Genomic DNA, 12,810 nt, shown 5'->3' on the forward strand with positions numbered 1-12,810 from the left:
ATTGATAAATAGGTACTTAGAAAAAACTTTTTTTATTTTTGACGCAAAATAAAAAAATAGATGTATAATTTCAAAAATTTTATAAGGAAAAGAGAAAATGTCAACTTTGACTATAAATAATTTTTGCTTAAAGCATTTTGATTTAAATGCAAAAGATGAGATGACTAAATATTTAAAATTAATCAATGTAGAACTTAGTGATTATACATTTGCTGGAAATTATATTTGGCTTTCTACTGCAACAGGCTTTTATGGAATAGTAAATAATACTTTTTGTTTATTTGTATTAAATTCTGGTGAATTAAGTATGTTATTACCTCCTCTTGGTAAAAAAGAGAACACATACGAAGCAATTTGTACATGTTTTGAAATAATGAATTCTCACAATAGTAGAATTAATTATTCAAAAGTTGAATATGTACATGAAAATATATTAGAAGGATTTGTTGATTATTTAGAGGAGGGCACTTTAATTTATGATATGTTAAAAGATTATGTAATTGAGAAAAAATTAGTTGATTATATCTATAAAGTTGATGATTTAATAGATTTAAAAGGTGATTCATATAAATCAAAAAGAAATGAAATAAATAAATTTAGAAAAATCTATCCAAATTTTACTTTAGAAGTATTAGAAAAGAAAAAGCATGCAAATGATGTACTAAATTTATTTAATAAATGGGTAACTGATAGAACAAAATATATGCCCAAAGAAGAAGTTGAAGTTTTTTTAGATGGAATATATTTTGAAAGATTTGCTATTAAAAGATTAATTAATGATTATGAAAATTTAGATGTAATAGGATTAGTTATTTATATTGATGATGAAATAAAAGGCTTTACAGTTGGTGAAAAAATAAATGAACAAACAGCTAGTATTATTATTGAAAAAACAGATTTTGAAATACTTGGATGTGCACAATTAATATTTAGAGAGTTTACAAAATTATTGAAAGAAAAATATAATGTTTCTTATATAAATGTAGGAGATGATATGGGATTTGAAAATCTAAAAAAAGTTAAGATGTCTTATCGACCAAATAAATTAATTCCAAAATATACAATTTATCAAAAATGATACAAATAGCTAGAAAAAAAGATTTAAATGATATCTTTATTATTGAACAAAATGTTTTTAAAGATGATATTTTCTCTTTAAGTAAAGCTTGTTTAAATTATCATATAAATAAAAATATAGTTTTTAAAGTAATATATGAGAATAAAACCATTGGTTATTGTTTATGGCTTAAAAGAAAAAGTTATTATAGACTTTACTCTTTTGCAATATTAAAAGAGTACCAAGGTAAAGGCTTTGCTTCAAAATTGTTAAGTTTTTCAATAGAAAAATTAAAAGATAAATCCCATCAATTAGAAGTTAAACAATCAAATGAAAAGGCAATACTATTATATGAAAAATTTGGATTTAAAAAGTATAAGATATTAGAAAATTATTATAAAAAAGAGAATGGATACTTAATGAGAAGAGTATAAGAATAATCTTATACTCTACAGCTTCCCATCTTACCTAAAGCATTTATTTTTTTAACTCTTTGTTCATGTCTTCCACCCTCAAAAGAAGAAGCTAGCCAAGAGTCTATAATAGCTTCAATCATACCATATCCACTAACTCTCTCACCTAAACACATTACATTTGCGTCATTGTGTTCTCTTGCCATTTTAGCAGAGTATTCATTGTGACATAAAGCAGCTCTAATCCCATCAAATTTATTTGCAGACATAGACATACCAATACCAGAACCACAAATCAAAATACCAAAGCTGTCTTCATTTTCCAAAACTTTTTCACATACTTTAACAGCAAAATCTGGATAATCAACTCTATCTTTAGAGTAAGGGCCTAAATCTTCTACTTCATGCCCTTTACTTTCAAATAGTTCTTTTACATATTTTTTAATATCAATTCCCGCATGATCTGCTGCTATAAAATATTTCATTTTAGTAAATCCCCTCTTTATGATTTATATCTAGCTCTTTTCCTTTTAAATCTTCTTCTAAAGATTCAACTGTTCTAAAAACTCTATCCCATCTAATCTTTTTATTTTCATCCCAAGAAAAATAGATAAACCAAGGTTTACCTACAATATTTTTGTATTCAACAGTTCCCCAAAATCTTGAGTCATTTGAATGGTCTCTATTATCACCCATCATAAAGTATTCTCCTTTTGGAACTTTAATAGGTAACATATTAAATAGTTGAGCTGGAGCTTGTCTTGTATTTTGTACTTCTGGATCATTATGTATTCCAGGATGGTTCTTTTGATAAGGATTAATAACCCAAAGTTTTCCCTCAACATTTAAAATTTGTTCTTGCGCAAAATTCTTTTTTACATACTCATTTCCCTCTTTTGGGTGTAAAATAAGATTTTTATTTTGAATAAGAACTAAATCTCCTCCTGTTGCTACTAATCTTTTTACATAATGAATTGTATCATCTTTTGGATACCTAAATACTACAATATCACCACGCTTTGGTTTGTCACCTTCTATTAGATGACCATTATTATTAAAATCTGGTAAAACAGGTACTTCAATCCAAGGAATTCTTGGAACAGGAATTCCATAAGAGAATTTTTTAACAAAAAGCATATCTCCAATAAGCAAAGTATTTTTCATACTTCCACTAGGAATTACAAAAGCTTGTGCAACAAAAAAAATAATACCTAATACAATTATAATTGTGCCAGTCCATGAACTAGCCCAGTTGTAAGCTTTTTTAATCATTTAGTTTTCTTTCTCTTTCTTCTCTTAATCTTGCTGCTTTAATTGTATTAACTAAAAGCATAGCAATTGTCATAGGACCAACACCACCTGGCACAGGTGAGATATATGCACATTTTTTTGAAACATTTTCAAAATCAACATCCCCAACTAATTTTCCAGTATCAAGTCTATTTATACCAATATCAATAACAACTGCACCATCTTTTACCATATCTTCTGTAATTAGATTTACTTTTCCCACACCAACACAAATAATATCTGCATTTTTTGTATGCTCTTTTAGATCTTTTGTATGTATATGACAAGTTGTAACTGTTGCATTTGCATTAAGTAAAAGTGTTCCCATAGGTTTACCAACAATATTACTTGCACCTATTACACAAACATTTTTACCTTTAGGGTCAATATTGTACTCTTCTAATAGTCTCATCACACCATATGGTGTTGCAGGAGTAAAAGAGTCAAGTCCTAAAGTCATTCTTCCTGTATTATATGCATGAAAACCATCAACATCTTTTTCAGGTGCAATAGCTTCTAATATAGCAGTTGTATCAACATGTTTTGGAAGTGGTAATTGAACTAATATTCCATCAATATTTGGGTTTTTGTTCATCATTGCTAAAATTTCTAAAATTTTATCTTGAGATATAGTTTCTGGCATTTCGTGAACAATAGAGTAAATTCCAGCTTGCTTACACGCTTTACTTTTCATATTTACATAAGCAGCACTAGCAGGATCAGCTCCTACTAAAACTACAGCAAGTCCAGGTGTAATACCTTTTTCTTTTTGAAGCTCTTCTACTTCAAACTTTATTTCTTCTTTTATTTTATTAGATAATGCTTTTCCATCAAGTATTGTCATGGGGATTAAACCTTATATATGTTTTAATTTTAGGTTGATATAATACCAAAAACATTTTTACACAAAGGTTAAGATTGAGATTACTATTTTTATTACTTCTAATTATTACAACTATTTTTGCCACAGATGATGATAACTCGTTTATTACAAAATATGAGTATGGGGCAATGCTTTATGAAAACCCTAGAGGAGTAGGGTGTAATAAATGCCATAATAATGGCAAAAAAGAAGTAATAATTGCAAAATATAGAGATAAAAAAGGAGCACTTAAATATATAAAAGTTCCTCCACTTACAAATATTAGTTTTAAAGATTTTAAAACTAAATTAAGAGCAGACAAAACAGAATCATTAATCATGCCAACATATTTTTTAACTGATGAAGAGTTAGAATCTTTATATTATTATATACAAAAACTAAAATAGTTTTTAAAAGTAAAGCTATTATTAATATTAATTTAAATATAATGCGCAACTTAATTTTAAAACAAAGGAATGTTTATGTTAGAGGGTATCGTAAGAGATAGTATGACAAAACTAGAAACTAAATCTTTAAGAAGAGATGGTTACTTAATTGCTAATATCTATGGTAAAGGTTTAGAAAATATCAATGCTGCGTTTAAAACGAATGAGTTTATTAAAACGTTAAAAAACAAAGAAACACTTTCGTTTGATGTATCTGTTGGTGGAAATAATTTAAAAGTTGTTGTTCAAGAGTATCAAAAAGCTCCAATTACTTCTGAGTTATTACATGTTGATTTAATGGTTGCACAACCAGGTGTAAGAACTACTTATAAAGTTCCTGTTAAAGTTGAAGGTACTCCAATTGGTCTTAAAAATAAAGGTTTATTCATTTTCCACAAGAAAAGAGTTCCTGTTAAGACTACTTATGAGAATTTACCACAAAGCTTTAATCTAAATATTGATAAATTAGATACAGGTGACAATATCTTAGTTAGAGATTTAGAATTACCTGAGGGTGTTGAGTGTTTCTTAGACCCAAGAGTACCAATCGTTGGTGTAATTAAAGCTAAGTAATTTATAATGGCTTTAATAGTTGGACTTGGTAATATAGGTGAAAAATATCTATTAACTAGGCACAACATAGGTTTTATGGTCATCGATAAGATGGCCAAGAACTTAAGTACTACTACAATTAATAAATCAAATTTTAAAGCAGATGTTTTAAAATCTTCAAATGACTTACTAGTAAAACCAAAAACTTTTATGAATCTATCAGGTGATGCAGTTGTTGCAATAAAAAACTATTATAAACTTGAAAATGAAGAAATAATAGTAATTCATGATGATTTAGACTTGCCTTTTGGCGCAGTTAAATTTAAAATCGGTGGTGGCCATGGTGGTCACAATGGATTAAAATCAATTGATTCTCATATAGGAAAAGATTATATAAGAGTTAGAATAGGAATTGGAAAACCACAAAATAAAGAAGATGTGGTAAATTATGTATTAAACAACTTCTCAAAAGAGGAATTAAATAGATTAAAAGATATAATACCCCATACTATCAAAGCTATAGATGCACTAAAAGTTGAATCTATAAATGAAGTAAAATCTAAATTTACATTGAAGTAATAATGAGCATATTAACAAAATATATTTTACAAAAATATCTTAAAAGTTTTTTTATTGTTTTAGTTTCACTACAACTATTTTTTGTAGGGATTGATTTTTTTCAAAATATGAAAAGTCTTCCAGATTCTGCAAACTTACAACTATTATATCTATTTTATAATAGCTTTTTTACCCTTACTTTAACTTTACCATTATCATTAGTATTTGGTTGGATTTTAACTTTAGTAATATTAATAAAAGGTAATGAATTAGTTGCTTTTATAGCACTTGGAATTAGTAAAAATAGAATCTATTCACCTGTTATAAAGATCTCTTTCTTGCTATTACTTGCACTAATATTTCTTCAAGCAACACCACTTGCTTACTCATATGAACAAAAAAGTAAAATTTTGGATGATGAGTATTTTATTAGTACAAAATCAGATATCTTTTTGAAATACAATGACTATCACATTTTCTTTCAAAAATTATATCCAATAGAAAAAAGAGCTGAAAATATCCATATTTTTAAAGTTATTGATAAAGATTTAGTTGAAAGTATTGTCGCAAAAAAAGCTTATTTTCAAAATAATAGATGGTATGTAATAGATGCAAAAATTACTAAAAAACCTAAAAATATTGATTTTGAAGAGTCAAAAATAGAAGTTAGTCATGAAAGATTTTTGCATACACTTGAGGGCTTTAAGCCAAAGATATTAAACAATGTATATGAATCAAAATCAACTTTTTCAATTATTGATGCAATATCAGCACTAATATTGCTAGATAAGCAAGGTATTAATACAGATAAAATAAGAGCAGCATTGTATTATGAAATCATTGTATCGTTTTTTATTTTACCATTGATGATTATTATTTTTACTTACTCTTCTTTAAATAGTAGGTTTTTTAATATTGGTAAATTTACTTCTCTTTCAATATTTTTTACTTTAATATCATGGGGTATTTTCTTTTTATTACATAAATTTTCAAATAATGGTACACTTTTACCTGAAGTTTCACTACTATTACCAATATTTTTATGGTACACTTTATCTTATTTTATTTATAAGAAAAAAATATCCTACTAAAGGAGAATTATGAGTAAACAAATTAAGGCATATGGACTTGCTTTATATAAAAAAGAGAAAAATAAGATTAAGTTATTGCTTTGCAAATCTATAAAAAGTGAAAGCAAATGGGGTTTTTTAAAAGGTGTTCAATTAGCAAAAGAGAGTGCTAAACAGTGTGCTAAAAGAGAGTTTCGTGAAGAGTCAGGAATAGATGTTTGCATTGATGATTTTGAACAATATTTTGAACAAAAAAATAAAGAAAAAGATATAGGTCTTTGGTTAGTAAATGCAAAAAATATAAAAAATATTGATAAATATTTTTTTGAAGATAAACTACAAGATAGTTATCTATCTTGGGAAAATAGTAAAGTTAAATTTTTTGATTTAGATAATCTACCTCAGTTTAAAAAGAAACAAAAAGATCTTATTACTAATATTAAGGATTTTTTAGAAAATAAGAATCAATCCCATTAGCAATTCCATTTGCTAATAGTTTTTGATAACTACTTTTATATAATCTTTTCCCCTCAGTTGGGTGTGAGATATATCCTACTTCTATTAAAATAGATGGCATTTGAGCTCCTACTAAGACCCAAAATGGTCCTTCTCTTACTCCACCATCAACAGTATCTTTATATTTTTGTTGTAAAGTATATAGCATATTTTGTTGTACATCAATAGCTAGTTTATTTGAAGCTGTAATTTTACTTTGATTAAGTACTGTTAAAAATGAGTTTTTAGTTGCTAGACTCATAGATCTTACATCACTGCTATTTTCTTTGGCTGCAACTCTTTTTGCCCTTGCACTTCTTGCAGGACTTAAGAAAAATGTTTCAACCCCTTTTACTTTGTGTGCTTTACTTTTTGCAATAGAGTTTGCATGTATTGATAAAAATATATCTGCATTTTTTTTATTTGCTAAAATTGTTCTATTTCTAACTTCTATAAATGTATCACCTTTTCTAGTAATATAAACATCATAGCCTCTTTTTTTAAGTATATTATATAAATATTTGCCTACAGCTAATACAACTTTTTTTTCATATTTTTTATTAGAGCCTACTGCTCCTACATCTTTTCCACCATGACCCGCATCAATTACAACTACTTTTCTTTTATATCTATTTACATTTATAATATTTCTATTTGTATTTGTTTTTGTTGTATTTGAATTAACATTTGAGCCTATATTTAAAAACTTTATTATTATTTGTTTTTTATTTACTATATAAATTGGATTTAATTTGTTTTTATCTCTTACTTTTATATGTAAAAGACTCTTCTGTTTTTGAATGATATATATCCTATCAATTCCAGAAATTTCAAGTTTTGTTGGTCTTGCATCTTTAAAAGAGCCTTTAATATCAAAAAGATATAAATTAGAGTATTTAGTTTTATCAATACTATAATCTATATGTTTTTTAGTAATATTTGTATAAAAATCAATTACTATCATATTATTTTTTGTATATACATTTTTAACTGTATAATTTAAACTATTTGTTTTAGGTTTAGGTTTGGTTTTTGTTACTTTTTTAGCTGTTTGTGTTTTTTGTACTTTATTTTTTGTAGCAGTTTTTGAACTTGTAGTATTCTCTCTTTTTTCTATTTTTGCTAACTCTTTTTCATATTTTGAAGTGTTATGACCTAGTTTTTTGCCGTATTTTATTATGTTTTCAAGATGTTTTATCTCCAAAGCAGTATTATTATTTAATACTGCTCTTAGATAACTCATTCTATTTGCATTGTATTCTTCTTCAATACTATTTGCAAATGCAAAGTTTAAATTTAATAGAAATAAAGAACATAGTAATATTTTTTTAAAAATAACTACTCTCCTTTAGTTAGTTTTTCCATAAGTTCATGAACAGATATTATTTTATCTAATTTATACCCATTTGAACCTGTGAAAAACAATCCTGTATCCAAATCACCTTTATAAGCTGCTCCTAGCCTATCTGCTATACAATAACCAACTATTTTTGCCTCTTGACCTCTATGACAAGGTGATACACAGTTTGAAATACAAGCAATTTTAGGTGCAGTTTTATTTTCAATAGAAGCTTGTAAGTTAGTCATAACTGCTCTTGCAGGAAGCCCAACTGGAGATTTCATAAGCTTTATATCACTCTCTTTTGCATCTATTAAAACTTTTTTCATATTTGTATCAACATCACACTCATGAGTTCCAATAAATCTAGTTGCCATTTGTACACCAGCACACCCAAGAGCTAAAAATTTGTCAATATCATTTTTATCCCAAATTCCACCAGCAGCAATAACAGGAATATCATCTGCCCATTTTTTTGCTTCTTCAATAACTGGACCTACTATATTCTCAAGTTGGTACTCTTCTTGAAGACACTGTTCATAAGTGAAACCTTGGTGACCACCTGATTTTGGTCCCTCAACAATAATTGCATCTGGAAGTTTATTATATCTTTTCCACTTTCTACAAATAAGTCTTAATGCTCTAGCACTTGAAACAATAGGTACCAATGCAACATCTGGAAAATCTTTTGTAAATTGTGGCATATTTGTAGGTATACCAGCACCAGTAATTAGTATATCTGCACCTGCTTCACAGGCATCTTTTACAACTCTACCATAATCATTTATAGCATATAAAATATTACATGCAAGTGGTGCATCACCGCAAATTTTTCTAGCATTTTTAATAATAGTAGTTAAAGCTTCTTTTGAATAAAAATTCAAAACATCAACTGGCTTATCTTTTTTTGTTTTTACAGAAAATTCATCACTTTTATAATATCCTGTTCCTACTGATGAGATAACACCTAGTCCTCCCTCTTTACTTACCGTACCAGCTAGTCTGTCCCAACTGATACCTACACCCATTCCGCCTTGAATTATGGGGTGCTTAATCTCATACTTTCCTATTCTCAATACTAGCCCTTTTATTTTATTGTAATCTTTGCGAAATTCTTTTTACCTTTTTGTAAAATAAATTCACCAGATTTTAAATTAAGTTTCTCATCAGTTGTCTTCTCTTGATTTATCTTCACAGCACCCGCTTTAATATCTCTTCTTGCTTGTGAAGTTGAATTTACAAGTTTTGCATCAACTAATGCTTGACAAATCCAAATTCCTGCTTCAAATTCAAACTCTTCAATATCACTTGGAATGTCTTTTTTTGCAAATATTTTTTCAAATTCTGCTTTTGCAAGCTCTCCTGCACCTTTACTATGGTAAGTATCTACAATCTCCATAGCAAGCTCTTCTTTTACTTTTTTAGGGTGTAAAGATCCATCTTTTACACCTTCTTGTAATTGTAGAATCTCTTTTAGTGATTTTTTCGATAATAGCTCATAATATTTCCACATTAATTCATCAGAAATTGATAATAGCTTTCCAAACATATCATTAGCTGCATCTGTAACACCTACATAGTTCCCTAAAGATTTAGACATTTTTTGAATACCATCTAAGCCCTCAAGCAAAGGAGTCATAAGTACAGCTTGTTGTTTTTTACAATCATAAGCTTTTTGTAAAGTTCTTCCCATTAAAAGATTAAATTTTTGGTCAGTTCCACCCATTTCTATATCAGTATGCATTGCTACTGAATCATAGCCTTGAAGTAATGGATATATAAATTCACTTACTGCAATTGGAGTGTTTGAAGAGTATCTTTTTGAAAAATCATCTCTTTCTAACATTCTTGCTACTGTTAAGTTTGAAGCAAGATTAATAATACCTGCTGTTCCTAACTTGCCTAGCCAATCACTATTAAACATTACTTTTGTTTTCTCTGGATCTAAAATTTTAAATACTTGTTCTTTATATGTTTCAGCATTATCTAAAACTTGTTCACTGCTTAATACTTTTCTAGTTTCACTTTTTCCTGTTGGATCTCCAATAGTTGCAGTAAAATCACCAATTAAAAACTGTACAATTCCACCAAACTTTTGGAATGTTGCAAGTTTTCTTATAAGTACAGTATGCCCTAAATGCAAATCAGGAGCAGTAGGATCAAAGCCAGCTTTTACATAGAAATTTTCACCTTTTTCATAAAAGTTTCTTACTAATTTTTCAATAGCTTCCATATCAATTATTTCTGCACATCCTCTTTGTATCTCTTGTAGTGCATTTTTAATCTTCTCTTCCATTTATCCTCTTTTATAAAATATTATTTATTGTATGCATCTTTTTTTGAAAAAAACTCAATTACTTTTGCTTTTTGTTCTACGATTTTTCTAACTTCTTCCACATTTGAGTTATTTATCTCAAACTCTATATCACAGTATTGTCTGTAAGAGTGCTTTTCTCTACCATAATCAACACTTAAAATATAACCCTCGTATTTTGACATATACATTAAAAGTTTTGCTAATTCACCTTTTGTATTAGCAAGGGAAACAACCATCTTATATGGATATAAAGTATCTTTTGTCCATTTACAAAATAGCATGTTTTGTTTTGATTTTATTTTCTTATATGCTTTATCACACATCTTATGATGAATGATGGCTTTATTGCCATCTTTAAAAGCTACTATATCATCTCCAAATTTTGGATGACAACAGTGGTCAAATGATACAGAATTTATACTAAAATTTGAATATATTAAAATATTATCAAATTTATACTTCTTTAATTTGCTTGCAAGGATTTTAAATCTAGTTACTAATCCATGCTCTTTTATCATTCTTGTTTCAATTTGCTTTTTTACATGTCTTAAAAAGTCAAGATTATTTGCTATTTTATGTAAAGAATCAAAATTATGTGTATTTGTTATTTCTTGAGTATATCTTACAAAAATAGTATCAATTATATTTTTACCTGTAAGTTCATTTAACTCTTTTTGTCTATGAGAACAAAGCACTTTAATCTGTTTTTTAGCTCTGTTTGTTTTTACCATATCTACCCAAGAACATCTAAGAATAGGGTAATCAGTGGTTTTTATAGCTACTATATCTGAACTTTTAAGCTCTGTTAAAAGAGGTTTTTTTATTTTATTTATAAAACACTCAAAAGCATATTTACCAACATCTGTATGCACTGCATATGCAAAATCGTATGCTGTTGAACCCCTTGGAAGATTAAAAGTATCTCCATGTGGAGAATAAACTACAATCTCTTCTGAGTATAAATCATCTTTTGTATCAGCATAAAACTCTTCAACATTTTCATTTGAAAACTCTAAAGATTTAAGCCAATTTAAATTTGGTCCATTTTGAGCACCACTTTTATATTTCCAATGTGCAGCAATACCATACTCTGCTATTTTATGCATTTCAAAACTTCTAATTTGTATCTCATATATTTTTGAATTATAAAAAACAGTTGTATGAATAGTTCTATAACCATTCTCTTTAGGTGTTGATACATAATCTTTAAATCTTGAAATTAAAGGCTTGTACGCTAAGTGTAAGTGACCTAAAACCTTATAACAATCAATCTCTTCTGGAACTAATACTCTAATTGCAAGTAAGTCAAGTACTTCATCAATACTTACACCTTTTCTTTGCATTTTTAAATAAATAGAGTAATGATGTTTGATTCTACTTAAGATTTTTACTTTTGATGCGTCATAACCATTTTTTTCAAGTATATTTTTAGTATTACTAATAAAATTATTAAATGTTAATTGAATTGCATGTTGGTGATCTTTTATAAATTTATCTATTTTATTATACTCTTTTGGGTAAATATAATAAAAAGCTAAATCTTCAAGATGATTTTTAAGTGTTGAAATACCAAGTCTATGAGCAATTGGAACATAAACTACTAAAGTCTCTTCTGCAATTCTTTTTTGCTTATTTTCAGGAAGTGCATCAAGTGTTAGCATATTGTGAAATCTATCACAAAGTTTTACTAAAAGCACTCTAACATCATCAATTGAAGCAATAAGCATTTTTCTAAAAGTCATGGCAGAAGATATGGTTTTTGCTTCATGAATAGATAGATTTGAAGAGAATTCACTCTCTCTAATTTCAACTATTTTTGTAAGTCCATCAACCATATGAGCTATATCTTCACCCCAGTTTTCTTTTACAAAAGTTAAATCATACTCAGTATCTTCAACAACATCATGTAAAAGTGAAGTGGCAACAACTGCTTCATCAGGACTGAAGTAAGCAGTAATTGAGGCAACAAGTAAGGGATGAACAGCATATGGTTCACCACTTTTCCTAAATTGATTATCATGAGCTTTAATAGTAAAGTTTATGATATCTTTTAATTTAGGTGTTATTATAGTATGTTTTTTTAGTTCTTCAATGGCACCATCAATTGTGTTGATGCCTTGAATTGTTTCTATGAATGGATCCATAATATCACATAAAGAAATTATAAAAGTTTAAACTTTTATAATTAATCTTCTTTATCTATTAAACCCTCAATAACTAATAAACCATTTCCAATCTCATCAATAGCAATATCAGTATATTTCATGTTTTGTGTATTTTGCTCAAGTAGTGGTTTTGCTCCCTTACTTAAATCGTCTGCTCTTTGCCCAACAGCGATTGATAAAATATATCTATCATTATTTACTTTCTCTAAAGCCTTAGCCATTCTTTCTTCTAATCTTAGCATTAAT

Annotated in this window: 15 protein-coding genes; 7 read left to right on the top strand and 8 right to left on the bottom strand. The window is 27.6% G+C overall.

All coding sequences use genetic code 11. The features are described from left to right. Positions 1 to 97 precede the first annotated feature (97 nt). Positions 98 to 1,078 carry a DUF2156 domain-containing protein gene (locus ACAN_RS04155; RefSeq protein WP_099335053.1) on the top strand — a complete coding sequence of 327 codons (981 nt, stop codon included), beginning with the start codon at positions 98 to 100 and terminating at the stop codon, positions 1,076 to 1,078. Further along, complete coding sequence (locus tag ACAN_RS04160) at positions 1,075 to 1,491, top strand: GNAT family N-acetyltransferase (RefSeq protein WP_099335052.1); 417 nt, start codon at positions 1,075 to 1,077, stop codon at positions 1,489 to 1,491. The genes ACAN_RS04155 and ACAN_RS04160 overlap by 4 nt, the downstream gene beginning before the upstream one ends. An 8-nt stretch (positions 1,492 to 1,499) precedes the next feature. Here ACAN_RS04160 and rpiB read toward each other — a convergent pair whose 3' ends face one another. The 3 genes from rpiB to folD are packed head-to-tail and all read right to left on the bottom strand — an operon-like array spanning position 1,500 to position 3,604. Next, positions 1,500 to 1,955 (bottom strand): ribose 5-phosphate isomerase B, encoded by a 456-nt coding sequence (gene rpiB, locus ACAN_RS04165; RefSeq protein ID WP_099335051.1) that lies wholly within the window; start codon positions 1,953 to 1,955, stop codon positions 1,500 to 1,502. Position 1,956: 1 nt separating this feature from the next. Next, positions 1,957 to 2,742 (bottom strand): signal peptidase I, encoded by a 786-nt coding sequence (lepB, locus tag ACAN_RS04170; protein WP_099335050.1) that lies wholly within the window; start codon positions 2,740 to 2,742, stop codon positions 1,957 to 1,959. Further along, entirely contained in the window at positions 2,735 to 3,604 is an 870-nt protein-coding gene (gene folD / locus ACAN_RS04175) for a bifunctional methylenetetrahydrofolate dehydrogenase/methenyltetrahydrofolate cyclohydrolase FolD (RefSeq protein ID WP_079578720.1), read from the bottom strand. The genes lepB and folD overlap by 8 nt, the downstream gene beginning before the upstream one ends. Before the next feature lie 74 nt (positions 3,605 to 3,678). On the opposite strand from folD, the gene ACAN_RS04180 reads away from it, so the two are divergent. The 5 genes from ACAN_RS04180 to ACAN_RS04200 all read left to right on the top strand — a co-directional run bounded on the left by ACAN_RS04180 (position 3,679) and on the right by ACAN_RS04200 (position 6,725). Then, positions 3,679 to 4,029: a PB1 domain-containing protein gene (locus ACAN_RS04180; RefSeq protein ID WP_099335049.1), complete on the top strand. Its 351-nt coding sequence runs from the start codon at positions 3,679 to 3,681 to the stop codon at positions 4,027 to 4,029. A gap of 75 nt (positions 4,030 to 4,104) precedes the next feature. Continuing rightward, positions 4,105 to 4,641: a 50S ribosomal protein L25/general stress protein Ctc gene (locus ACAN_RS04185; protein ID WP_079578724.1), complete on the top strand. Its 537-nt coding sequence runs from the start codon at positions 4,105 to 4,107 to the stop codon at positions 4,639 to 4,641. Positions 4,642 to 4,647: 6 nt separating this feature from the next. Then, on the top strand, positions 4,648 to 5,199 hold the full coding sequence (pth, locus tag ACAN_RS04190; protein WP_099335048.1) for an aminoacyl-tRNA hydrolase: 552 nt from the start codon (positions 4,648 to 4,650) through the stop codon (positions 5,197 to 5,199). A 2-nt stretch (positions 5,200 to 5,201) separates the two neighbouring features. Next, positions 5,202 to 6,269, top strand: a complete 1,068-nt coding sequence (locus ACAN_RS04195) for an LptF/LptG family permease (protein WP_099335047.1) — start codon at positions 5,202 to 5,204, stop codon at positions 6,267 to 6,269. A gap of 9 nt (positions 6,270 to 6,278) precedes the next feature. Beyond that, on the top strand, positions 6,279 to 6,725 hold the full coding sequence (locus tag ACAN_RS04200) for an NUDIX domain-containing protein (protein ID WP_099335046.1): 447 nt from the start codon (positions 6,279 to 6,281) through the stop codon (positions 6,723 to 6,725). Here the strand turns inward: ACAN_RS04200 and ACAN_RS04205 are convergent. The 5 genes from ACAN_RS04205 to ACAN_RS04225 all read right to left on the bottom strand — a co-directional run bounded on the left by ACAN_RS04205 (position 6,688) and on the right by ACAN_RS04225 (position 12,806). Further along, entirely contained in the window at positions 6,688 to 7,986 is a 1,299-nt protein-coding gene (locus ACAN_RS04205) for an N-acetylmuramoyl-L-alanine amidase family protein (protein ID WP_099335045.1), read from the bottom strand. The genes ACAN_RS04200 and ACAN_RS04205 overlap by 38 nt on opposite strands. A gap of 95 nt (positions 7,987 to 8,081) precedes the next feature. Beyond that, positions 8,082 to 9,158, bottom strand: coding sequence for a nitronate monooxygenase (locus ACAN_RS04210; protein WP_099335044.1), 1,077 nt, complete (start codon positions 9,156 to 9,158; stop codon positions 8,082 to 8,084). An 11-nt stretch (positions 9,159 to 9,169) separates the two neighbouring features. After that, positions 9,170 to 10,378, bottom strand: a complete 1,209-nt coding sequence (tyrS, locus tag ACAN_RS04215) for a tyrosine--tRNA ligase (RefSeq protein WP_099335043.1) — start codon at positions 10,376 to 10,378, stop codon at positions 9,170 to 9,172. Between the two features lie 20 nt (positions 10,379 to 10,398). Then, positions 10,399 to 12,543, bottom strand: coding sequence for a RelA/SpoT family protein (locus ACAN_RS04220; RefSeq protein ID WP_099335042.1), 2,145 nt, complete (start codon positions 12,541 to 12,543; stop codon positions 10,399 to 10,401). A gap of 41 nt (positions 12,544 to 12,584) precedes the next feature. After that, complete coding sequence (locus ACAN_RS04225) at positions 12,585 to 12,806, bottom strand: DNA-directed RNA polymerase subunit omega (RefSeq protein ID WP_099335041.1); 222 nt, start codon at positions 12,804 to 12,806, stop codon at positions 12,585 to 12,587. Positions 12,807 to 12,810: the final 4 nt, after the last annotated feature.

Origin of the sequence: Malaciobacter canalis (assembly GCF_008000835.1) — a bacterium.
Taxonomy (GTDB): Bacteria; Campylobacterota; Campylobacteria; order Campylobacterales; family Arcobacteraceae; genus Malaciobacter; species Malaciobacter canalis.

Coding starts and splice junctions, on each gene's coding strand:
- ACAN_RS04205 (WP_099335045.1), bottom strand. CDS start 7,986: ATGAGTTATCTAAGAGCAGTATTAAATAATAATACTGCTTTGGAGATA.
- lepB (WP_099335050.1), bottom strand. CDS start 2,742: ATGATTAAAAAAGCTTACAACTGGGCTAGTTCATGGACTGGCACAATT.
- ACAN_RS04200 (WP_099335046.1), top strand. CDS start 6,279: ATGAGTAAACAAATTAAGGCATATGGACTTGCTTTATATAAAAAAGAG.
- tyrS (WP_099335043.1), bottom strand. CDS start 10,378: ATGGAAGAGAAGATTAAAAATGCACTACAAGAGATACAAAGAGGATGT.
- ACAN_RS04220 (WP_099335042.1), bottom strand. CDS start 12,543: ATGGATCCATTCATAGAAACAATTCAAGGCATCAACACAATTGATGGT.
- ACAN_RS04160 (WP_099335052.1), top strand. CDS start 1,075: ATGATACAAATAGCTAGAAAAAAAGATTTAAATGATATCTTTATTATT.
- rpiB (WP_099335051.1), bottom strand. CDS start 1,955: ATGAAATATTTTATAGCAGCAGATCATGCGGGAATTGATATTAAAAAA.
- ACAN_RS04155 (WP_099335053.1), top strand. CDS start 98: ATGTCAACTTTGACTATAAATAATTTTTGCTTAAAGCATTTTGATTTA.
- ACAN_RS04185 (WP_079578724.1), top strand. CDS start 4,105: ATGTTAGAGGGTATCGTAAGAGATAGTATGACAAAACTAGAAACTAAA.
- ACAN_RS04195 (WP_099335047.1), top strand. CDS start 5,202: ATGAGCATATTAACAAAATATATTTTACAAAAATATCTTAAAAGTTTT.
- ACAN_RS04225 (WP_099335041.1), bottom strand. CDS start 12,806: ATGCTAAGATTAGAAGAAAGAATGGCTAAGGCTTTAGAGAAAGTAAAT.
- folD (WP_079578720.1), bottom strand. CDS start 3,604: ATGACAATACTTGATGGAAAAGCATTATCTAATAAAATAAAAGAAGAA.
- pth (WP_099335048.1), top strand. CDS start 4,648: ATGGCTTTAATAGTTGGACTTGGTAATATAGGTGAAAAATATCTATTA.